Genomic DNA, 21,500 nt, shown 5'->3' with positions numbered 1-21,500 from the left:
CACAAATTAAAAACACCAATAAGCTGAACTCACGGCTCTATATGATATACTAGGGCCAGCCGATGGCGAAAGGAGCTGACAGACTATGCCCGGAGAGGTAACTCTGACATCCCAGGTAGGGAAAGAATATATGCCAGTAACTGGCGGAAGCCAGCTCGCATATGTGCTGCTAGAAGCCAAGCCAAGCGATATTATGGCTCAGGTGCGTATGCCCTTGAACTTCTCCCTGGTCATCGACCATTCTGGCTCGATGAAGGGCGCGAAGCTGCGCAATGTGAAGGAAGCTGTCAAGATGGTCATTGACCGTCTGGAGCCAAGTGACTACATTTCGGTCGTCATCTTTGACGATTCTGCTCAGGTCATTATTCCCTCGATGCCAGCCAACGATCCCGTTGGTATGAAGGCCGCCATTGATCGCATTCAGGACGCGGGCGGCACCACCATGTCGCTGGGTATGATCCAGAGCCTGGGCGAGCTACGCCGCTGGAACATCCCTAACGCGGTGAGCCGCATGATCTTGCTCACCGATGGCGTGACCTATGGTGATACTGATCGCTGCCGCCAGCTCGCGCGTGATGCCGCGGCCGCTGGCATCTCCATCTATCCGCTAGGTATCGGTGCCGACTGGGACGAGAACCTTCTCGATGATGTAGGTCAGCTCAGCGGTGGTACGCCTGCTGAGTTTATCCGCTCACCAAATGATGCCATGACCATTTTTGAGCAGCAGGTGCAGAGCGCCGTGGCTGTTGCCGTACGTAATGCCGTCATCACGCTGAACCTGCCCGCGGGCGTCTCGCCCCGCAAGGCCGTCAGGGTCCTGCCGCTTATCCGCGATATCGATCCCTCGGCCCTCTCCGACCGCCGCGTGGTGGTGCCCCTGGGCGATCTAGAGAAAGATACGGCCCAGTCCGTCCTGGTCGAGCTGATGATTGATCCTCGCCCGGCTGGCCTCTTCCGTATCGCGCAGGCCGAACTCTCCTATGATGTCCCGGTCACCAATGTCATTGGCGAGCGCGTGCGGCAGAACATCACCGTCAGCTTCACCAACGATGCCAATCAGGCCGCTCAGGTCAACGCGCTGGTCATGAACTACGCGGAGAAGGCCAACGCCAATCGCCTGGTGACACGCGTCCTCGACGAGTACAAGCGGACCGGTAAGGCGACGACGAAACTCGCTCCCAATGTGACCCGTGTTCTCGATCAGGAGACACAGGCGGCCCTTGAGCAATTGAACCAGGGCCAGCAGATCTCCCAGGAGCAGGTGAAGTCGATTGGCAATAAGACACGTAAACTCACGCAGCGTCTCGATGACCTGCTGCCATAGAGGTGCAACTACTTAACCTGCGCACACTCTTGCCGATAACTACATAGAGAAGAGGAAGGATATAACAATGTCAGTACGATGTTCGCTTGGACATGAAAATCCAGATGGGTCGGCTTTCTGCGATGAATGCGGAGAGCCGCTGAACAGCGCGGAACCCACAGTGGCCCCGGTTGCGGCCGCGACCGCTCCGGCGGAACCCGCTGCTGCTCCCGCCGATACGGCGACCGGTACTCAGACCTGCCCATCCTGTGGCGCGAGCAATCCCGCTGGTGAGGCCTTCTGTTCGAGCTGTGGCGCGAGCCTTCAGGGTGCGCCCGCTGCTGTTCAGACCCCACCTCCAGCGCCTTCCGCGCCCTCTGAGCCACCTCAGCAGGCTCCCGCCTCCCCGGCCTCCGCTCCTGCGGCGCTACACGCCCGCCTGATTGTTGAGGCCGATAACCAGGAGTTTGATCTGAGTGGTAAAGAGAATGTGACGGTTGGTCGCGAAGACGCAGTCAGCAACATCTATCCCGATGTCGATCTCACCCCACATGGTGGCGAAGAGGGCGGTGTCTCGCGCTTGCATGCTCGCATCTTTGTCGAGAATGGCCAGTATATGGTTGAGGACGAGAATAGTACCAATTTCACCTTCTTGAATCGTCAGCGCCTGGCCAGCAAGACGCCAACACCTCTTCAGGACAATGACGAGGTACGTTTCGGCCGTGTCCTGTTGCGCTTTAAGACCTCCTAGCCTGTCTTGCAATAGTATGTGCGGTGTGGACGACGCGACTAAAGTACGCGTCTACATATAGAACGCGCATATGTAGACGCGTACTTTAGTCGCGTCGGTCCACTTGGCCCTGGCTAATTGACAGCATACATAATACTCGTTATAATCTACGGGATATTGAAAGTGGAGGTGGATTGTTCATGAAACGCACATGGCAACCCAAGCGCATTCCGCGTAAGCGCGAACACGGCTTTATGAAGCGCATGCATACCCGCAATGGGCGCCGCGTTCTCAAGGCTCGTCGAGCCAAGGGACGCTGGAGCCTGACGGTCTAGCTTTTCGCAGAACGGACGGTTTAGCAGAGTGGCACTTCGACGTGCTCAACGCTTACGCAAAAACGGTGACTTTCAGCGGGTTAGGCAGCAGAGGCAGAGCGTTTCGTCTCGGCTGCTTATTCTCGCCTGGTCACCACATCCAGAATCACGTTTGGAATCCGATTTAGAATCTAATGTCGCAATTACCAGGGTGGGGTTCGTGGTAAGCAAACGCATATCCAAGAACGCGACCACCCGTAACACTATTAAACGCTTGCTCTCCGAGGCGGTCAGATCGCTCTGGCACGAAATTCCTCCGGGATATGATCTCGTTCTCACTGCGCGCCACCAGTTGGTGGGCACTGACGCTCGTACAGGCAAACGCGTTATCGTTGCCGATCTTTCTACGTTGAAACAGGACATTCGTCTCCTGCTTCGTAGGGCTCAGCTCCTGGTCCCTGCTCCCGTGGTAGACGATACAAGGCTTAGTGCCTCCCAGGAAACCTGAGCGCGAAGCGCTAGCCACAACAGTGGCGTTGGTTTTCGCATAAGAAGCCTGACCGTTGGTAAAGGTATCCAGTCATTGTGAAATATATCGCACTTGGCTTAATTCGCTTGTATCAGCGCACTCTGTCGGTAGTGATGCCGCCTTCGTGCCGTTTTACACCCTCGTGTTCCCAATATGGATACGAGGCAATTGATCGTTTCGGCTTCTTCCGTGGCGGCTGGCTTACAGCGAAGCGCATCGGGCGCTGCCAACCCTTTTATCACGGTGATTCCTACGATCCCGTGCCAGAGACCTGGCCGGGAAAGTAGAAGGAGAGGAACGCAGGAGAAATTCTCGTGTTTGGAGCTATCGGTAATCTCTTTAACATAATCTTTTCATACCCCATCTTCAACGGCCTGGTGGTGCTCTACCGCCTCTTCGGTGATTTTGGCCTTGCCATCATCGTTCTTACCGTCCTTATCAAGCTTTTACTCTTCCCACTCACTCTTCAGCAGCTGCGCTCCTCTAAGGCCATGCAGGTACTTCAGCCTAAGATCGCCGAGATTAAGAAGAAACACCCCGGCGATGTTCAGTCACAGTCCCTGGCCATGAATCAGCTGTACAAAGAGTATGGTGTGAAACCGCTGGCAGGCTGCCTGCCACTCGTGATCCAGCTCCCTGTGCTCTACGGCCTCTACTTTGCTGTGGGCAACATCTTGCGTGATCAGCATCTGACTACTAAAACGCTCAACGATCATCTGTACTCTTTTATCGCGCCCTTCACACATATACCCGACATCAACCTGCGCTGGTTCGAGTTCCTCAATCCGCACTGGTACATCTCGCTGGGGCAGCCCGATCCTACGCATATCCTGCCGATCCTGGCTGGTCTGGCCACCTTCGTCTCCCTGCGCATGGCTCAGCCGCGCAACGCTCAGGCGAACAAAAACAAAGATAAAAATACGCCTGATCCTATGGTCCAGTCCATGCAGACCATGCAGTATGTGATGCCCTTTGTGACCATCTTCATTGGTTGGACCTTCCCCGCTGGCCTGGCCCTGTACTGGACGATCTCCTCGATCTTCCAGGCGGTACAGCAGTACTTTGTCACCGGCTGGGGTTCCCTGCTGACCACGCCCAAGTTCGCGAATGATCCCAAGGTGGCGCCCGCCGTGGTTGAAAGCACACTCGCAAGCGAAGGCAAGAAGCAGCGTGAGAAAGATCTCCTGCGCCGCTCCAATATCATTGAGGCCGATAGCGCCTCTGATGAGGACGAGGAATCCGCTAGTGGTCCTGTCGCGAGCCAGATGCGCACTGGAAATAATCGTTCTGGATCATCAACAACGCAACAGCAGCGCCGTCGCTCGCGCAATAGCAGTGCCTCTGCTCGTCGCCGCGGTAGCGCTCAACGTTCGCGAGGCTAAGCTTGATCGATTGCAGCCTACCTCCTTGAGGGTTTGGCTAAGGCTGCTCTTCACACCCGGTGGCTCCTTCGCGAGCCATCTGGGTAAGGGGTATGGGTGTGCCAGGCGGGTCGTGACCTGCCTGGTACACCCATACCCCTTGCCCCTGAACGCCGCAAGCGTGAAGAGACAGGGAGGGGCTGACTCGTCAAGAGTTGTGCCCTTTAGCACAAACTCTTGTTATGAGGTAGGTTGTAATCTATTACTTGTGAAGTTCTTACCGACGCATTTAGGGAGGCAAGGAAACTGTGGAAAGTATAGAGGCTAGTGGTAAAAGCATAGATGAAGCCGTTCAGAAGGCCCTGACGCATCTCAATCGCCGTCGCGACGAGGTTGATATTGCTGTGCTTCAAGAACCTGCTCGTGGTACCTTTGGCCTGGGAAGCAAGGAGGCCCTCGTCCGCGTGACGGTCCGCCCTTCCACTTCTGGCGCGCTTGGAGGCGCGGTCATTACTCCCGAGATGGCCGATGCCATTCTTGGTTCCGACGACGAACTGGGCGATGTCGATTTCTACGAGGATGAGGAGGAGGAAGAAGAAGAGGACGAGGAGGAGTATGTCGACGAGGCCTATGAGGAAGAAGAGGAGGAGGAGGAAGGCGGCGAGGACGAGGATGTGACGCCCTTCATTTCCGCCGATACCTTCCCTGCCCTGACCGCTGCTGCGGCAATCGCCTCTGAATCCGAGACGGAAGCCACCGAGCAGCCGGCTGGCGCCCTCCCACTCGTTGAGAAACCTTCGCGCGAAGATATCGAGATCACGGTGGATGTGCTCCAGAACATCTTGCGCCACTTGAATATTCGCGCCACGGTCCAGGTCCGCTCAACCAGCCCGCTGACCCTTAACATTCATGGCATGCATGAGAATCTTGGATTGCTCATCGGCCGCCGTGGCGAGACCCTGGCTGCGCTCCAACTGCTGGTGAACCTGATCGTGAGCCATCGCACACATCATCGGATGCGCATCATCATTGATGCTGAGAACTATCGTATGCGCCGCGAAGAGAATCTGCGCTCCCTGGCCCAGCGCGTGGCTCAGCAGGTGCGCAACTATCGCCGCTCAATCGCGCTTGAAGCGATGCCACCTCATGAACGCCGTATCGTTCATCTGGCTCTCTCTGAGAGTGGTGATATCAGTACCGAGAGCATCGGTGAGGGCGACGCGCGCCGCGTGGTCATCTCACTGAAGCGTCCTGGTCGCTAATACATATACCATCTCTCCCATAACCTATTTGAAAAAAGGAGCGGGGCGATTCTCTGGATGGAATTGCCCCACAACATTCTCTCATGCTGGACGCCTACTCTGCCTCACCCAACTTTCTCACCATCGGCCACGTCACTAAAGATCTGCATCCCGATGGTACCTTCTCACTCGGTGGCACCGTTACTTTTGCCGCCCTGGCCGCCTATCGCCTGGGACTAGTTCCCACTATCGTGACTTCGGCCGATGCCGATCTCCTCTCTTGCCTCCCCTCGCTCCTCTCGCCCGCCATCCCCGTTCAAGCCATCCTCTCCACCGAGACATCTGCGTTCGTCAATGTGTATGCCCAGGGCTTCCGCACCCAGTATTTACGCGCCCGCGCCAGCACTATCCAGCCCGATCATATTCCCACCGCCTGGCGCGACCTCCCGGTCGTGCTCCTGGGACCTCTGGCGCAAGAACTGACACCCCAGATCCTCTCAGTCTTTCCACGCCGACCCGGTCGCATCCTGGCCGCCACGCCCCAGGGCTGGCTGCGCCGCTGGGATGCCGATGGGCGCGTCTGGCCCACGCCCTGGCTCGATGCCGAGCAGGTGCTCCCCCAGCTCGATGTGCTGATCCTCAGCCACGATGATCTGCTCCCCTTTGCCAATGGTAGCCGCACCGAGGCCGACGCCATTCTTAACGCCTGGAGCAAGCGTGTTCCCCTGCTCGTCGCCACCGATGGTCGCCACGGCGCCACTCTCTATCAGCAGGGCGTTCCCGCCAGTTTTCCGGCCTATCCCGCCCACGAGGTCGATCCCACCGGCGCGGGTGACGTCTTCGCCGCCTCCTTCCTCGCCCACCTCTACCAGCATGGCGATCCCGCCCAGGCCACCAACTTCGCCAACTGCGCTGCCTCCTTCTCCGTTGAGCAGCCCGGTATCAGCGGCATCCCCACCCCCGCCCAGGTTGCCCAGCGCCTGCGCCCCCTCTCGTAAATTTGCTCCTATATACGCTTGTGCTCATGCTAGCAATACAAGTACAATACAGCATGAAGCACAAAGCATTTATCCGGGTAAGAACCGGGTAAGGTGGTCTGGTATGCCCTGGCGACCGAAGGCCGCCAGGGCATACCAGACCACTTATAACCAAACAGCCAGAAACATTTCCGTTTTTTGTAGGGCGAGAGGAATAGAGGGATAGATACACCTGGTTACGTGCTAGCCTGACCAGGATTACGAAGTAGAGGGAGAATATGATCGATCTAAATGATCCCACGCTTCAAGAGCGTTTGCGGCGTCGCACTCCGGAGGGACGCTACGAAATCAGCGAGATCGAGCTGGTCCAAAATATACGCGCGCGCCAACGCGCTGGCGATACACCGGGAGTGAGCATGCTGGCAGAGGTGTTGCTTCAACGCTGCGCCCCCTTCTTTCAGCGCCACTCTCAGGGCTTGCGCCATCGCCCAGAGCTACGCGAGGAGGTCATCTCGAATATGAGCGAGCACCTGCTACGCGAGGCTCTCAATCCAAAAGAGGTATTTATTACCCAGAACTTTGTCCATTATCTACGCTGTCTCTGCGTCGACGAGTTTAACCGCGTGCTACGCCAGGAGGGCCTCTACTATCGCCGCGATGACGAGGGGCGACCTGCCGGCCGACCCCAGCATGTGCCACGCGCCCTGGTAGAATCCCTGCGCTCAGCCTCGCCGGATGACGAGAACATGCCCAGCTCCGACGTGGCTGATCCACAGGACCAGTACGAGGTGCTACACGCCAACGATGAGAGTAAGCGTATTTTAACCTACCTGAATGACCCTCTGGACCGCATGATTATGGTCCTGCGCGTCCTGGAGGGCATGAAATGGGACGATATCGCCGTTGTCTGTAAGCGTACCGAGCGCACCGTCCGTCTACGCTATGAGCGCGCTCGCAGCTATCTGCGCGAATGTATCGCGCACGAGGGCCAGCATTCATATCCACCCATGATTTCACAGCAATAACTATCCAGGTTTCCAGTGCAGAAAAAGGGGGTGCAGGGGTCTCCCCTGCCGGGGCGCGGGGTGTCCCCGCTTTTTCCAAACTCTTTTCTTAAGAATGCACTGGAGAAGATAAAATGGGTTGAGGCACGAAAGGAGCACTCACGATGAGCATGTCAATACAAGAACTCAAAATGGCCTGGCTGGCCGCCAGGGAGGCAGGTGATGCGCAGACACAGCTACAAATCCTGCGCGATCATCCCACAGCACAGGCCGAACTGGCTGACTTTATCGCTGGCTATTATGTCACCACCGCCGAGGAGCTAGAGGAGAACGCGACTATTCTGCCATTAACGCAGCGCGCCCTGCAAAGCGCGCTCCAGCGCGTCCTCGCCCCGCAGGTTGAGACTGTGACCCTCGTTGAGCTACGCAAGAGCCGCAATCTCAAAAAGGTCGATGTGGCCAGGGCCTTGCGCCTCTCGGTCGATGTCTGGAATAAGTTTGAGGCGGGCGCCATCGAGGCCGCAAGCCTGAGCCAGCGCCAGCTAGAGCGTCTCGCGGGCTACTTCCAGCTCTCACTCGATCAGTTCGCCACGCTGCTGGACAATAGCCAGCCCGCGCTAACCTATAATCGCCGCCAGACCTCTCAAGCCGCACGCAAGCAGGAACAGGGACCACAGAAACAGAGCTTCGCCGAGGCCATCGCGCGCAGTAACATGTCAAGCGAAGACCAGGCCTTCTGGCTGGAGCAGTAGGCTAGCCTGTGCACTGTTCGTCTTTCGTGCCGTATGATCCTTGCCCTTTAGTTTCGTCCCTTTGTCGCGTAGCCAACATAAGAAACGAGCCTTGGCCCACCCACACCCAGCGTCAGGCGCCCTTTGACGAGACGGGGTGTGAAGCCAACCATCTCGCGCACCACTAGCTGGTGCCTGGTCAGTGTCGCGTGAAGCTCTCGTGGTTTGATAAAATGCTGGTAGTCATGTAACCCTGGAACCAGGCCATGCTCATGGAAGAAGCGCTCGCCAATCCAGATCAAGGCCAGGCGGGCCAGGAGTGTGCGATTGATGGTATCAAAGATAAAGATGCCTCCGGGCGCCAGAACTCGTGCGATCTCGTGGATTGTCGCGTCCAGATCCTGGACATGCTCCAGAACATCCAGGCACACAATCACGGAAAAGCTCCCACTGGCATAGGGGAGCCGCTCGGCGTAGCCCTGCGCAAAAAAGGCCTGCTGCCCCAATCCCGCTTGCTGTACCTTTGCGCGTGCGACCTCCAATGCCTGAATTGATGGATCAATCCCAAAGGTGACCGCGCCTCGCCGCGCTAGGCTCGCGCAGATCAAGCCCCCTCCACACCCTACCTCCAGCACCTCCTGCTGTGGCAACGCCTCCCGCCCAAAAACACGCTCCACCCGCTCCTCAATATAGTCACAGCGCTCCTCCGTAATCTGAAAGAGCAGACAACTCTTGTCCCACCAGTTATACGTTGAAAATATCTCATCCTGCGCCAACCTGGGCGCCCCTTTAGCAGTCAGAAATCGCATAGGCCCCCTCTGCTCGCAAAAAATAATCTCTTCTCATTCTAGCATAGAAATAAACGTAACTGTTTTGTGTTCTCTTGTGATTAGATGAAATGCATACAAAAGCCTTGTAGACAACCATCAAAGTGACGATAATATACACTGAAGATAGTGGACACCTTGCTCGCAAGTTTACTAGTGGTCAGGTGGTATGGGCATATGGCGCGACGAATACCGCGCCATATGCCCATACCACCTGACCCTGAGCGCCGCAGGCGCGAAAAAACTTCGTACTTACCTCTGTGATGAAACATGATATAATAGTCACCAATTAAAGATAGGCATTATCTGCTCGGCGGAGAGAGGAACGCGTAATACAATATGGCAATGTTTGAAAGCTTAACCAAACGCCTCGAGGGCATCTTTCAAAACCTTGAAGGGCGGGGCAAACTGACGGAAGAAGACGTCAACTCCGCCCTCCGCGAGGTTCGCATCGCCCTCATCGAGGCGGATGTCAACTTAAAAGTCGCACGGCAGTTCGTCGACCGGGTCAAGGAGAAAGCCATCGGCGCAGATGTGATGGGAAGTCTCTCGCCCGCACAGCAGGTACTCTCGATTGTTCATGATGAACTGGTCGAGGTGCTTGGCGGCACTGGCGAAAGCAATAAACTCGATACCAACGGGAATCCCGCCATCATCATGCTCGTAGGCTTGCAGGGTTCGGGTAAAACCACCTCGGCGGCCAAACTGGCTAACTACCTGCGCAAACAGAACGGCTCACGCCCCCTGCTGGTGGCGGCCGACATGTACCGCCCCGCTGCGGTCAATCAGCTCAAGACGCTCGGTAAGCAGATTCAGGTCCCGGTCTATTCGGAACCGATGGGCTCTGATCCCGTTGATATCTGCGTGCATTCGTTAGACTATGCTCGCGAGCAAGCCTGCAACGTGGTCATTCTCGACACGGCCGGCCGCTTGAACATCGATGAACGCATGATGCAAGAGGTAGTCAATATCCGCGAGCGCGTGCACCCACGCGAGGTCCTGCTGGTCGCCGATGCTATGACCGGTCAGGAGGCCGTACGCGTCGCGAAGGACTTTAACGATGCCGTCTCGCTAACCGGCATGGTCCTGACTAAGATGGATGGCGACGCCCGTGGTGGTGCCGCGCTCTCCATTCGCACCGTCACCAGTGTGCCGGTCAAATTCATGGCTCTGGGCGAGAAGATGGATGCCATTCAGCCCTTCTATCCCGACCGCCTGGCCCAGCGTATCCTGGGTATGGGTGACGTGCTCACCCTGATTGACCAGGCCCGCGATGCCATCGACGAAGAAGAGGCTCTGCAATCCCAGCAGAAGCTGCAACAGGGCAAGTTTGATCTCGAAGACTTCCTGACTGCCATGCATCGCTTAAAGAAGATGGGGCCCCTGCGCCAGATCATGGAGATGCTGCCCGGCTTCAATAAGCTGGCCTCCACGCCTGAGATGGAGGAGGCGCTTGAAGGCGATCAGTTGAAGTACGTCGAGGCCATGATCCTCTCCATGACCAAAGAGGAGCGCCGCAATCCCGACATCATCAATGGCAGCCGCCGCAAGCGTATCGCCATGGGTAGCGGCACCAAGGTCGAGGAACTGAACCAGTTGCTCAAGCAGTTTACTGAGATGCGTACCATGATCCGCCAGGTCTCCTCCGGTAAGGGACCCTGGGGCCAGATGATGCGTCAGTATGCTGGTGCCGGTGGCCAGGGTATGCCCGGCCTCCCCGATGGCCTGGGTGGCTTCCCTGGTATGGATGGCCTCTCCAATATGCAAGGCATGCCCGGTCTGCCACGTGGCAAGAAAACTGGCAAAGCCGCCCGTAAAGAGAAGCGCAAGAAGCAGAAATCTCGCGGTGGTCGCGGCCGCTAAACTCATAAACTCATGCAAAAAAAGAGAGCATGTACAATCCAGGCATATGCCTGGATTGTACATGCTCTCTTTTTTTGCATGAGACAAAATTCCCTTGTTCGGCGTTGCATTTTTATATATCCTGCGATGTAATATATAGAAGGATAGAAATATCCAAAGGTACCAGGCGCGCGAAAAGTTTACATGTCCAACGTCTCTTATGTCAGAGCATGTAAGCTTGCTCCTTCCATACCCTATATCAGTAAATAAAAATACTTAAATGAAGCTCAATATACCCTGCCCTTTTCTGTCTATACCAATGCATTGATTCAAAGCAAGGATATGCCCGATGCAACCAATAGTGCGACACAAAGGAATGACTCACATGCCAGCACCCGTCCCGCCCTCTCATGTGGCTCGCCAGGCCACATTTGCCCGCAGGCAGGCGCGTACTAAACGCCTGGCACAAATGATTCTGCTGACCCTGCTCCTCAGTGCGCTGCTCCCACTGATCAGCGCATGTGGCGCGGACCCACGCGTACAGCAAGAAAAAGATCAGAGCCTCACTAAACTGACGCAACTTCTCAAACATGCTCAGGATATTGGTGTCCCCTCAACTACTCTACATCCCATTCTTACCCAGAAACAGAACCTGGATAACTCTTCCGCCCCCTGGAATCCCTTCAATGCGCAACTGGTCGATGCATATTACACAAATGCTGCCCATAGCTATGATCAACTGTATCTCCAACTCCAGGGCGTGATCGATACGACGACCGAGCGTACCGATAACCAGGCCCAGGATAATCTGCAAAAGCTTCAGATTACGCTGGCCCAACAACGCGCTAAGGGCTATCCCACTGATACGCTTCAACAGGTGTATACCCAAAACCTGGAGAAGATGAAGAGCGCGCAATATCCCAAAGATTACCTCGTGGTGAGTGACGCGACCGGCAATGCCATCCAGACCTTGAATATGATGCCTGCGACCAGCGACAAACTCGCCACGCTCAAGAGCACAATTGACCTGATGACTGCGGGCAAGGTAGACGTGACCACGCTCAAAAACCAGTATGACAGCGATCAGAAAGAGATGGCCAAAGCCACCAAACCCGACGATCTCAAACAAATCGATAAGAAGATTGATATCCAGTACCAGCAGGCCGCGACGGACTTCAAACAGGATATTCCCATTATCGCTAAGGCCAAGGTAGATGACCTGGAGACGAAGATCAATCAGCTCAAAAGCAGTGGCATCAACGTCAGCAACTATGAGAAACTTCTGGCCTCCGCTCGCGATCTCCAGCAGAAGACCAAAACGCTCGACGACTACAAGGCCTTTAGCAAGCAGATTGATAACGATCTGAATGCGATGCAGAAGGATCTGATTATGGCGCAGGCCCGCCAGTTGCTCCAGCAGTTCCATAATGAGGTCAAGAATTGGGGCAACGCGCACATGGTCTCTGGCGCCTACTACCTCAATGTTGGCTATATGGATCAGGGTATCGGTAGCGACCTGGATGCGGAACTCGCCAATGCATCGACGATAGCCGATTATCAGACTGCCCTGAACGATATCCAGAACGCGATCTTCCACCACCAGATGCTGGAGGCCGACTACAAAGACAAGACTCCCTACAACCAGGTTCATCAGACAGACCTGCAACTGCTTGATCACTACAAACTACAAAAAGGTACAGCCGTAGTGGTCTCAATGGTTGAAGAGACCCTCCGCTTCTACCGCAATGGCCAGTTGATCAACTCTTTCTACATCACGGCTGGTCGCCAGGAACTGCCCGCGCTGCCTGGTCTCTGGACGGTGCTCAGCCGCGACACCAATATTACATTTAAGTCTCCCTTCCCCAAGGGATCACCGTACTGGTACGATGATACTCATATCAACTATGCCATTGGCTATCATGCGGGCGGCTACTTCCTGCATGACTCCTGGTGGCGCGCCGACTACGGTCCAGGCACTCAATTCCCCCATGTTGATGCCACCGGCAACAGCAGCGCTGGAAACGGTACTCACGGCTGCATCAATATGCCAACCGCCCAGGCCGCCTGGGTAATGGATAATAGCGACTGGAATACCAGCATCATCCTGTACTAACCTCTCCACTCTGAGAGAATTACCTTCCTCTTCTGAGTCGGATGTGGATGTTGGTTTACCTGGCATCTGCCAGGTAAACCAACATCCACATCTTTTTTTCTCTTGCATTTTCTGGCGTTTTGTTGGCTTAATATAGGTACCATAATATATAAGCGCGTGCGCTTGCCCCCGAATGGGGGTTAGCAGCGTTGCCCCACGCAGCTCTGCTTTGTGCCAGCGTTGGCCCTGCCTGTCCTATGGAGGCTGCCCACATGCGCCAGATTCTTTCGCAGAAACAGGTGCCGCTCGATATCCTGGGCGCGGCAACCGCCTATCGCCTTGGCACGCCCGAGAAAGTCTTTGAGGCGAGCCAGGAGCTTCGTTTCTTCCGTTTTACCGGCTTCGCCGCCCTCTTCGTCGGTTGCCTTATCCTCCTGGTCTTCGGCGTGGCTTACCCGCAGCTCTTTAGCTGGTGGCCCTTCTGGCAGGCCCTGCTGATTCCGCTGATTGGTCTGATCTGGCTTATCTTCGGCGGCTGGGTCTTGCTGGCACCCCATTTTTATGCGCAACCTCAGGTCTACCTCTGTCCCGAGGGGCTTATTTTTAGCGCCGACACCATCGAGACCGTGCGTTGGGACCAACTGGAGCGTCTCTGGAAGGAGAGCGATGGGCGCGCGCATGGCAAGCGACGCTACACTATCCGCCGCAGCGATGAATCCCTGCTAACCTTTACCAATGAGCTACAGCATATTGATCTCCTGGGCGCGCTTATGGAAAGCGAGATCACGCGTCGCTTACTGCCGCGTGCCATAACCGCCTATCGGGCTGGTGGAAGTGTCTCCTTCGATGAGATTGCTGTCAGCCGCCAGGGCCTGGCCATTCGCTCACTCAAGCGCCTCTTGCCCTGGACGGAATTTCAAGCTTTAACCATCGATGAGCAAGTCGTGCTGGTACATACACGCACATCCCAGGAACCCCTTGTTCGTCTCAAAACAGCCAATCTACCAAATATCGACATTCTGCGCCGCCTCGTCGATCATGCCTGGCAAGAACATACCCTGCATCATGCTCCCCACGTTATGGCCTATAAGGCAGGACAACCGCTCTCCTTTGGCAGATTAAGAATAGACCAGCAAGGCATTCAACTTGAGCTACCATACCCCATCTGCCTCGCCTGGGAAGAGATCGGCGCTATCGGCATTGGCCCCCAGGAGCTGCTCATCGCGCGCTACGGCGAGCAGCACACGCGCGAATGGTATACCCTCCCCCTGCGCGAGATACACAACCTGGAGCAGTTGCGCGAGGTCATTCGCTATATCCTGCTCAACGCAAACTCCTGAGCGACCGCGCCCTCCACCCCCATAGGCGCCCGATTTATCGCGCGTGAGGCGATTTATCGCAGTGATATGGTGTGATAGGTTTTCTTGAATTGAAGATGCATCTTTTCTTCGGAGTGGCTTTCAGGCTTGGAGGCCCTTCTCACCGGAGCATCCGACAGGATAAAAAGACGCCCGTTTTTCTGTATTCGCTCGATAAATGACTTGTGCGCGATAAATCGAACACCTATGAAAGAGAGGCGACCTTCATGAGGATGTTTGGACGAAACTTACTAGCAAAGTCGTCAACGTGGTGCCTATGTTTCCCATGCCCGCATGCGCATGGGAAAATCTCGCTATTTTTGTGAGATAGCTCATAGTAACTACGTACAGTAACTGGTACATTACGGACGTAACAGGTAGCATATTGACTCCTGTATCTTCTCTTATGCAGGGCCTGTATGTCGTTCCCATCATTATTTGCACTCTTGAGGAGAAGCACTTATATGTCTGAACCTATCTATCAGCAAGCAAATGCCCTGCCCCCTCAGGCCGCTACGGGGCAGATTCCAGTTGAGATTGCCCAGCAGGCGAATATCAATGCTCTGGGTCCCTTTGTACGTGCCTTCAGACCAACCAACATCTGGGTGGCCATGGGTATTACCGCCGGGGTGCTGGTTCTCGATATTATCCTGAACTATCTCATCTACCTGGCGGGCTATATTGTCTACTACTTATGGATCGTGCCCATTCTGATCATTATCTATGCCGTTAATGCCATCAGAACCAATAACCACAAGGCTTTCCTTTACCAGGAGGGCTTCATCTATACCAGTGGTTCTCAGCTCAACGTCATCCGTTGGGACCGTGTTGAGGCGGTATGGATGAAGATTGTGCGCACTTCACGCTATGGCTCTACCCGTCACACCTACACCATTAAGAGCCCCGATGGTGCCCAGGTGGTGATTAGCAGCCACTTGAAAAAGGTCAAAGAGCTGGGCGATGTCATCATGAACGAGGTGACTCGCCGCCACCTGCCCCTGGCCCGCCAGGCCTATGCGAGCGGCGTCCCCGTCAGCTTTGGCGACCTGAGCGTGAGCTTGCAGGGCATCGGCTTCAGGGATAAACTCCTCCCCTGGCCCGAGGTCAAGGACGTTAAACTGGTCAATGGCTCTGTACAGGTGAAGAAGCAGGGCAGCATGCTCTCCTGGGCCACAGTAGATGTTGCCAAGGTCTCCAATCTGCCAATCCTGCTCCAGCTAGTAACCGATGGCCTCAGTGCCCAGCCTCAGTACAGCTAGACCCCCTCAAAAAAGCTTTATAAGACCAATAGAAGTCTTCAACAGACAAAAGGGGCTATCTTCCCACGAAGATAGCCCCTTTTCGCGCCTCAGTACCCTTATCAGCTTGCAAACCACATCCTTTACATTCCCAGGGGAAAAGGCGGCAGCAAGCCAGCATCCACCTCGGGGAGCCCCTTGTAGAGGTCAACACCACTCTGCTGCGTACGCCAGCTGCGTGCTGGCAGTAGATCTTGCAGGAAGTCGTACTGGAGATCGACATCCACGGCCTGCCACATCAGACTAATGGCGCGACGCGCGAAGGCGATAGCGTTGCGTGGCTCAATCCTATCCAGGTCCTCAAAGAAGAAGGTGCAACTGGTGAAGCTATACTGCTGGTAGTACTGCGCCTCTAGCAGCAAGCGCGCACGATACTCCAGCTGTTGCTCGGGACGCTGACCACTTTTGCCATGACGGCTCCAGAAGCTCTCTTCGCTCTCCCAGCCATTGCGCAGAGCCAGGTAATCATTGCGCGCTGCCCAGGGATCCTGGAAGACCTCTGCGGTATACTGCTCAAAGAGCAGGTCGCCACGCTCGGCTAGGCGCGAGAGCGCGCGTCGCAGAACCGATTTCCAGCTACTTTCGCCCTCTGTGCAGGTACAACCCCCACTCCAGCGCGCGACCCCATGCTCACAACTCCAGGCGCTAGGGGTACGTAACTGAACCTCTTTGGTTGCCGGCTGAATCTGCATGTAGCGCTCAAGCGTACATACCTCAAAGCCCTCTGCTGGCGCGCCATGCTGGATCAGGTAGGAGAGGAACTTATCACGCCATGGTTTGTGATGCCCATACAGCTCTCCATCCGTCGCGATCAGAATCAGTTGCGGCTCACCGTTATCGAGCTTCTCCCGTACCAGGTTTCCGGTCAGGTATGAGCCCGCGAAGACATCGGCGTTGCTCGTCATGGATGAGTCAAAGGAGACACCACCCGAGAGCGGACCATTATAGAAAAAGACCGTCATCGAGCGCCCATTTTTCAGGCGCACAATATATGGCTCCGTCGGATCAACAGGCGTGGCCGCCTGCCAGGGAGCCAGCACCGTATAGGTGACGCCATACTGGGCGAGGATGTCCAGGCATTCCAGGTCAATCGCCGTCTCCGCCAGCCACATGCCATGGGCCTCGTGTCCATAGCGCTGCTGGAAGTCGCGCAACCCCCAGAGGATCTGGGTATGCTTGTCGCGTGTCGTCGCTAGTGGCAGAATAGTATGATTATAGGCCTGCGCCATAGCGTTGCCTACACCGTAGCGTGCGATATGCTGGCGATCCGCATCGATGATCTGCTGGTAAACTTCGGGATGATGGATCTCCAGCCAGGCTGCCAGGGTAGGACCCATGTCATAGCTGATCGCGGCAAAATTGCCCTCTTCCGCGTTGGGGCGATAGCATTCAGCCGTGATTTTTTCATTGAAATTGACAAAGGGAGAGGCACTGGCTTCTAATGGTATTTCATGCGTAAAAGGATTTTCACGTGGAGGCTGATAAAAGTGACCATGCAAACAGAGGTAAGACTCACCAAGCTTCGAACGTGATAGAGATTCATTGGAAAGTATCTTTTCGATCATGCAACCACCTTAATTTTGTCCAAAGCAGAAGCAGCACTCTCACGCCTGGACTTACTACACAACTAGGCTACTCATCAATAATGGTAACAGAGTTGTCAGCAATGAGGCAATCAATGTACCAATATATATGGCCCATCGCCAGCAATTGTCACACTGCTCACTTTAAATACGTATTGACGAGCCCCAGCGGTTGCATGTGAAGGCCCAACGACGCTGCTGAAGCACGCGTCTACATATGGTCCATAATATGTAGATGTGTACTTCAACAGCGTCGGGCCACTCTATCTACCAAGAAAACGATAAGAACAAGAAAATTTGCTATCTATAAGCCTATACGGATTGAGACTACCAGGCTACGCGCTCATAAATTTGGCCTGACCACCATGAAAGCCGGTGATGAACTCTTCATAGGCAGCGCGTAGCTTGGGATAGCGCAGCAGGAAGACGCCGGCGTACTCCGTAGTGAGCGGGCGTGGCTGGCGCAGCAAGTGCATATTGGCATCCTTCAACAGGCGACTGCCTTTTTTCCCGTTGCAGGCGCGGCAGCAGGCTACCAGGTTCTCCCAGGTGCTCTGCCCACCACGTGAACGCGGAAGAATGTGGTCAAGCGTCAGTTCGCGGGTGCGCTTGCCGCAGTATTGGCAGGTATCGTCATCACGCAGGAGGATGTTCGAGCGCGTCGGTTGGAGTGCCATGCGAGGCACGCGCACATTCGCCAGCAATTGGACGATAACGGGCCGTTCAAGATCCAGGCGACGAGCGCTAATGCTCTCCTCAATCAAAGCCCGGACGTTCTCATCGACAAAGGTGACTTTCTGCTTGGATAGCAAGACGATGAGACGGCGCTCGGGAATAACTGAGAGAGGTTGTAGTGAGGAGTTCAAAACAAGAACAGGCATGAATGACATCCTTTCCTCTCTGTCAGAGCCGACACAAACACAGACAGCGAGGAAGAGGCGCAAGGATTATTGGAAGCAATATATTGGAATAATAAATTTGGCTTCCAGGCCCTACGCTTCTATTGCCGCCTGTGACGACTAAGCGGATAAGGGTGGAGAAATCTTGCATGTCCAGGAAGGCCAGGCCATGCAGGAGCAGTTGCGTGCGTTCCCCCAGGTCTATGTTGCCCGCGCAACATATCCAGTGAAGAGGGGGGAGGGCTTATAAAGCTCACCGGGCCATCCTGAGATGGAGTGAGCGTTGTACGCAACCTGTAAACCCGCATGCTAAGAAAACTCCTTAGTGCCTACCCGGAAACCTGAGCGCGCTTGTCCCCGAATGGGGGAAGCGCTAGTCGCGAGAGCGATGTTGGTTTCCGCATAAGAAGGCATGCCTGCAAAAAAAGAGGCACATACTCTTACGGCTGAAGGAATGTCTTTTGTAACATCGATCCAATTCATCGATAGTTCCTTCACTCCCCCTTGAAAACAGGGGGAAGAGTATGTGCCTTACCTGGTCGGGGTGAGAGGACTTGAACCTCCGACCTCAGCGTCCCGAACGCTGCGCGCTAGCCGACTGCGCCACACCCCGAAAGTCTTCCATGCAAATGCTTTATCGCACCGCACTTATCCGTACTGAGCAATTCTACTCAATTTCCAGGCTCGACCACTAGACGAATACCTCTATCCGACTACGAAGTTCTACCCTACGAAACCGGCAGTTCCCCTTTTCTTCCCAATCACTCGGATGGGTGAGGTTTTAATACTGCTCATGGGCTAGTATAGCATACCTCTTGCTATTTGACAAGAGGAAATGCCCGTGTTTAGTATATATCGATCAAATTGATCCTGGCTTGAGAGGCCGTGTCATAGCCAATGGCTCCCCTCGCTCCCTTGAGCGCCTGCGGCGCCCATAAAGGGGGAGAGCACAAGTTTGCCATCATCAGGGGCAAAGTAACGGCTGAGTTTTACCCGGCGCGGGAAGTCTCGCCTCCATTCATGGGACGGGACTTCCCGCGCCGGGTGGTAAAACCTGTTTTACCAGGCGCTCGGCTAGCTCAAGCGAGTAGTTCTGCCCCCGGTCATGGGGATAGACCTGGAACATGTTCGCTATCCACAGCCCCGCCAGCGGCGTTTGCAGCGGCGGAATATGCTCACGATAATCGACGGTGACAATTGGCTGCGCGAAAGGCGCATGGAACATCCAGCTCTCCGTGACCCAGCTGGGATCAAAATCAGGCTGAATCCGCTTTACATGCGGCAGAAATTCCTGTAACACCTCTTCTTTGCTTTGCGTAAAGAGGGCATCATTCATGGGGCGATAATTCCCCAGGTAGATCAGGTGTTGCCCGCCATACTCCTCGGGCGCGCGATAATTGGTATGCTCGACCAGGGCCATGAAGGGATAGCCCGGATCACAAATGTTGATCCAGTAGCTATCAGTCAGAGGCCGGTCCAGCCCCAGGATGAGGCAGTGCGCGCCATAGGCCTGTCCCCAGTCATACTGACGCCGGTAATCCTCAGGTAACTCTGGAACCAGGCGACAGGTTAGGCGCGTCGGCAGCGTCGAGATGACTTCGTCAAACTCCCAGTTCCCCTGGTCGGTCTGTACATGCCAGCGCTCCCCCTCGCGCCGTACCTCTTCCACGGTGGTGCCAAAGAGCAACTTTCCCCCGCGCTCTTGAATGCGCTCGACCAGGCGATCATAGAGCAACTGGAAACCACCGCGTAAATACCCCAGCTGTGTCGTGCGATCATGCAGCCGCGCCCAGATCCAGGGCAGGGCGATCTCGTCGCGTAGCTCGCCAAACTTCCCGCTAAACAGTGGCTCAAACAGAACCTCGTAGGGACGCTTCCCCATCCATTTACGCAACCAGGTCGTGGCCGTCTTCCCCTCAAACCATGCCGGTGGCGCGGCCTTCAAAAAGGCCAGTACCGCGCCGACGCGCAGGCGCTCATCCAGGCGCCAGGGCTTGAACCTCAGCAGCGTCAACGGCGAATCCAACTGCTCAAGCTTCCCGTCAACCAGGCTCACCGTGCGCGGGCGCTGCCACTCCAGCCGCTCACCCAGCCCCAGCTCTTCTATGGCACGAATGGCCGTGGTGTCCGAACGAAAGATATGGTGATAGAACTTATCCAGCCACGCCTCGCCAACGCGAAAGCCCGCCGCCAGGCCACCCGCCATTGGCTCCTTCTCAAAGAGCATTACCGTATGTCCCGCCTCCACCAGGCGGTACGCCGCCATCAAACCCAGCGCCCCGCCGCCAAGGACCGCGTATTCCATACCTTCTTCTCTCCCAATACAAAATAATCCCAAAACATGCACCCAGCCTACCCAGCCCTATTCTAACATACCCAACCTTTTCTGACCTCTTTCATAGTCCTCACCTTACTGGTAATATGTTGTTGGTATAAGTGCTGGTCGAGCGCATGCCCGACCAGCACTTATACCAACAACACTCTATTCATCAGGAGGAACCCACTTGCCCATTCACACTTGCGCCCTGGCTCTACTCACCTGCCCAATCTGTGGCGACTCACTCCACACCGAGGAGAAAACCCTGCACTGCGAGCAGGGCCACTCCTTCGATATCGCGCGCGAGGGTTATGTCTCTCTGTTACGCAAACCAGCGAGTGGGGGAGATACAAAGGAGATGCTAAAGGCGAGGCGGGCCTTCCTGGAGCGGGACTACTATGCTCCACTGGCACAGACACTAACAGACCTGCTGGCGGCCCACCTCCACAAGAGGTCGGTAGAGCAGACCTCTCCTCTAACCATTATCGATGCCGGCTGCGGAAACGGTTACTATCTAAACTCCATCCTTCACCAGTTACCACCCCCCATTTCCAGTCAGCCCCTCTGCGCGCTCGGACTTGATCTCTCTAAAGAGGCCATCCGCATGGCCGTCAAGTCCTATCCCGAGGTCCAATTTATCGTCGCCAGCCTGTGGGAGCGCCTCGTTCTCGCCGACGCCAGCATCCAGGTCATGCTCAATATCTTCGCTCCACGTAATGCCCCCGAGTATGCCCGCGTCCTCGCTCCCGGTGGCCTCCTGCTTATAGTCATCCCTGGCCCCAATCACCTCTCCCAGCTTCGCGCCGAGCTCGGCCTGCTCAATATCGAGGAACAGAAGCAACAACATATCCTGGAACAATTCGCCGCCGATTTCATTCTACTGGAACAGCGCGAGCTTGCCTATCAGCTCACGCTCGATCAAGACTCCCTGCGCCAGCTCGTCCGCATGACCCCCAACTACTGGCATATGACCAAGACCATCGAGCAACACCTCTCCACCATCGACTCCCGCCCCTGTGACATCCAATTCCACTGCCTCCTCCTCCAAAAAGACCTGTAGGGTCCATGCTTGCTTGGACCCTACAATTGTTTCT

19 protein-coding genes and 1 tRNA gene are annotated in these 21,500 nt (G+C 55.5%); 15 read left to right on the top strand and 5 right to left on the bottom strand.

Annotated features, from left to right (window positions below):
- Positions 1-85: 85 nt before the first annotated feature.
- From JMJ04_RS07920 to JMJ04_RS07875, 10 genes are all read left to right on the top strand, one after another.
- Entirely contained in the window at positions 86-1,324 is a 1,239-nt protein-coding gene (locus JMJ04_RS07920) for a vWA domain-containing protein (protein WP_007912659.1), read from the top strand.
- Positions 1,325-1,391: 67 nt separating this feature from the next.
- A complete protein-coding gene (locus tag JMJ04_RS47975) occupies positions 1,392-2,054 on the top strand; it encodes an FHA domain-containing protein (RefSeq protein WP_201369981.1) in 663 nt (220 codons plus the stop codon).
- A gap of 179 nt (positions 2,055-2,233) precedes the next feature.
- A complete protein-coding gene (rpmH, locus tag JMJ04_RS07910; protein ID WP_007912655.1) occupies positions 2,234-2,368 on the top strand; it encodes a 50S ribosomal protein L34 in 135 nt (44 codons plus the stop codon).
- A 28-nt stretch (positions 2,369-2,396) separates the two neighbouring features.
- Positions 2,397-2,855 (top strand): ribonuclease P protein component, encoded by a 459-nt coding sequence (rnpA, locus tag JMJ04_RS07905; RefSeq protein ID WP_201369980.1) that lies wholly within the window; start codon positions 2,397-2,399, stop codon positions 2,853-2,855.
- Positions 2,856-2,932: 77 nt separating this feature from the next.
- The gene (gene yidD / locus JMJ04_RS07900; RefSeq protein WP_007912653.1) at positions 2,933-3,163 is read left to right on the top strand and encodes a membrane protein insertion efficiency factor YidD; all 231 of its coding nucleotides are present in this window, start codon (positions 2,933-2,935) and stop codon (positions 3,161-3,163) included.
- 27 nt (positions 3,164-3,190) lie between these two features.
- Positions 3,191-4,258, top strand: a complete 1,068-nt coding sequence (locus JMJ04_RS07895; RefSeq protein WP_201369979.1) for a YidC/Oxa1 family membrane protein insertase — start codon at positions 3,191-3,193, stop codon at positions 4,256-4,258.
- 287 nt (positions 4,259-4,545) lie between these two features.
- A complete protein-coding gene (gene jag, locus JMJ04_RS07890) occupies positions 4,546-5,499 on the top strand; it encodes an RNA-binding cell elongation regulator Jag/EloR (RefSeq protein WP_201369978.1) in 954 nt (317 codons plus the stop codon).
- Positions 5,500-5,582: 83 nt separating this feature from the next.
- Positions 5,583-6,476: a PfkB family carbohydrate kinase gene (locus JMJ04_RS07885; protein ID WP_201369977.1), complete on the top strand. Its 894-nt coding sequence runs from the start codon at positions 5,583-5,585 to the stop codon at positions 6,474-6,476.
- Positions 6,477-6,733: 257 nt separating this feature from the next.
- A complete protein-coding gene (locus JMJ04_RS07880) occupies positions 6,734-7,480 on the top strand; it encodes an RNA polymerase sigma factor (protein ID WP_201369976.1) in 747 nt (248 codons plus the stop codon).
- Positions 7,481-7,629: 149 nt separating this feature from the next.
- Positions 7,630-8,211: a helix-turn-helix domain-containing protein gene (locus tag JMJ04_RS07875; protein WP_236037956.1), complete on the top strand. Its 582-nt coding sequence runs from the start codon at positions 7,630-7,632 to the stop codon at positions 8,209-8,211.
- 47 nt (positions 8,212-8,258) lie between these two features.
- Here the strand turns inward: JMJ04_RS07875 and ubiG are convergent, their stop codons facing one another.
- On the bottom strand, positions 8,259-8,999 hold the full coding sequence (ubiG, locus tag JMJ04_RS07870; protein ID WP_201369974.1) for a bifunctional 2-polyprenyl-6-hydroxyphenol methylase/3-demethylubiquinol 3-O-methyltransferase UbiG: 741 nt from the start codon (positions 8,997-8,999) through the stop codon (positions 8,259-8,261).
- 363 nt (positions 9,000-9,362) lie between these two features.
- On the opposite strand from ubiG, the gene ffh reads away from it, so the two are divergent.
- From ffh to JMJ04_RS07850, 4 genes are all read left to right on the top strand, one after another.
- Positions 9,363-10,880: a signal recognition particle protein gene (gene ffh / locus JMJ04_RS07865; protein ID WP_420799477.1), complete on the top strand. Its 1,518-nt coding sequence runs from the start codon at positions 9,363-9,365 to the stop codon at positions 10,878-10,880.
- A 364-nt stretch (positions 10,881-11,244) separates the two neighbouring features.
- Positions 11,245-12,972 (top strand): L,D-transpeptidase family protein, encoded by a 1,728-nt coding sequence (locus tag JMJ04_RS07860; RefSeq protein ID WP_236037954.1) that lies wholly within the window; start codon positions 11,245-11,247, stop codon positions 12,970-12,972.
- 251 nt (positions 12,973-13,223) lie between these two features.
- The gene (locus tag JMJ04_RS07855) at positions 13,224-14,291 is read left to right on the top strand and encodes a DUF6585 family protein (protein ID WP_201369971.1); all 1,068 of its coding nucleotides are present in this window, start codon (positions 13,224-13,226) and stop codon (positions 14,289-14,291) included.
- A gap of 482 nt (positions 14,292-14,773) precedes the next feature.
- On the top strand, positions 14,774-15,568 hold the full coding sequence (locus JMJ04_RS07850) for a DUF6585 family protein (RefSeq protein WP_201369970.1): 795 nt from the start codon (positions 14,774-14,776) through the stop codon (positions 15,566-15,568).
- A gap of 122 nt (positions 15,569-15,690) precedes the next feature.
- On the opposite strand, the gene JMJ04_RS07845 is transcribed toward JMJ04_RS07850, so the two are convergent.
- The 4 genes from JMJ04_RS07845 to JMJ04_RS07830 all read right to left on the bottom strand — a co-directional run bounded on the left by JMJ04_RS07845 (position 15,691) and on the right by JMJ04_RS07830 (position 20,394).
- Entirely contained in the window at positions 15,691-17,172 is a 1,482-nt protein-coding gene (locus tag JMJ04_RS07845) for a DUF3536 domain-containing protein (RefSeq protein ID WP_201369969.1), read from the bottom strand.
- Between the two features lie 353 nt (positions 17,173-17,525).
- On the bottom strand, positions 17,526-18,071 hold the full coding sequence (locus JMJ04_RS07840; RefSeq protein ID WP_201369968.1) for an HNH endonuclease: 546 nt from the start codon (positions 18,069-18,071) through the stop codon (positions 17,526-17,528).
- A 554-nt stretch (positions 18,072-18,625) separates the two neighbouring features.
- Positions 18,626-18,702, bottom strand: a tRNA-Pro gene (locus tag JMJ04_RS07835).
- A gap of 405 nt (positions 18,703-19,107) precedes the next feature.
- Positions 19,108-20,394: an NAD(P)/FAD-dependent oxidoreductase gene (locus JMJ04_RS07830; protein ID WP_201369967.1), complete on the bottom strand. Its 1,287-nt coding sequence runs from the start codon at positions 20,392-20,394 to the stop codon at positions 19,108-19,110.
- 199 nt (positions 20,395-20,593) lie between these two features.
- On the opposite strand from JMJ04_RS07830, the gene JMJ04_RS07825 reads away from it, so the two are divergent.
- On the top strand, positions 20,594-21,466 hold the full coding sequence (locus JMJ04_RS07825; protein ID WP_201369966.1) for a putative RNA methyltransferase: 873 nt from the start codon (positions 20,594-20,596) through the stop codon (positions 21,464-21,466).
- Positions 21,467-21,500 lie beyond the last annotated feature (34 nt).

The sequence above is a fragment of the Ktedonobacter robiniae genome, from assembly GCF_016587375.1.
In the GTDB taxonomy this organism is placed as follows: Bacteria; Chloroflexota; Ktedonobacteria; order Ktedonobacterales; family Ktedonobacteraceae; genus Ktedonobacter; species Ktedonobacter robiniae.
This window is presented reverse-complemented; position numbering and strand designations above follow the sequence as displayed.

Coding starts and splice junctions, on each gene's coding strand:
- JMJ04_RS07830 (WP_201369967.1), bottom strand. CDS start 20,394: ATGGAATACGCGGTCCTTGGCGGCGGGGCGCTGGGTTTGATGGCGGCG.
- ffh (WP_420799477.1), top strand. CDS start 9,363: ATGTTTGAAAGCTTAACCAAACGCCTCGAGGGCATCTTTCAAAACCTT.
- JMJ04_RS07840 (WP_201369968.1), bottom strand. CDS start 18,071: ATGCCTGTTCTTGTTTTGAACTCCTCACTACAACCTCTCTCAGTTATT.
- JMJ04_RS07845 (WP_201369969.1), bottom strand. CDS start 17,172: ATGATCGAAAAGATACTTTCCAATGAATCTCTATCACGTTCGAAGCTT.
- JMJ04_RS07855 (WP_201369971.1), top strand. CDS start 13,224: ATGCGCCAGATTCTTTCGCAGAAACAGGTGCCGCTCGATATCCTGGGC.
- ubiG (WP_201369974.1), bottom strand. CDS start 8,999: ATGCGATTTCTGACTGCTAAAGGGGCGCCCAGGTTGGCGCAGGATGAG.
- JMJ04_RS07880 (WP_201369976.1), top strand. CDS start 6,734: ATGATCGATCTAAATGATCCCACGCTTCAAGAGCGTTTGCGGCGTCGC.
- JMJ04_RS07885 (WP_201369977.1), top strand. CDS start 5,583: ATGCTGGACGCCTACTCTGCCTCACCCAACTTTCTCACCATCGGCCAC.
- JMJ04_RS07920 (WP_007912659.1), top strand. CDS start 86: ATGCCCGGAGAGGTAACTCTGACATCCCAGGTAGGGAAAGAATATATG.
- rpmH (WP_007912655.1), top strand. CDS start 2,234: ATGAAACGCACATGGCAACCCAAGCGCATTCCGCGTAAGCGCGAACAC.
- JMJ04_RS07850 (WP_201369970.1), top strand. CDS start 14,774: ATGTCTGAACCTATCTATCAGCAAGCAAATGCCCTGCCCCCTCAGGCC.
- JMJ04_RS07875 (WP_236037956.1), top strand. CDS start 7,630: ATGTCAATACAAGAACTCAAAATGGCCTGGCTGGCCGCCAGGGAGGCA.
- JMJ04_RS47975 (WP_201369981.1), top strand. CDS start 1,392: ATGTCAGTACGATGTTCGCTTGGACATGAAAATCCAGATGGGTCGGCT.
- JMJ04_RS07860 (WP_236037954.1), top strand. CDS start 11,245: ATGCCAGCACCCGTCCCGCCCTCTCATGTGGCTCGCCAGGCCACATTT.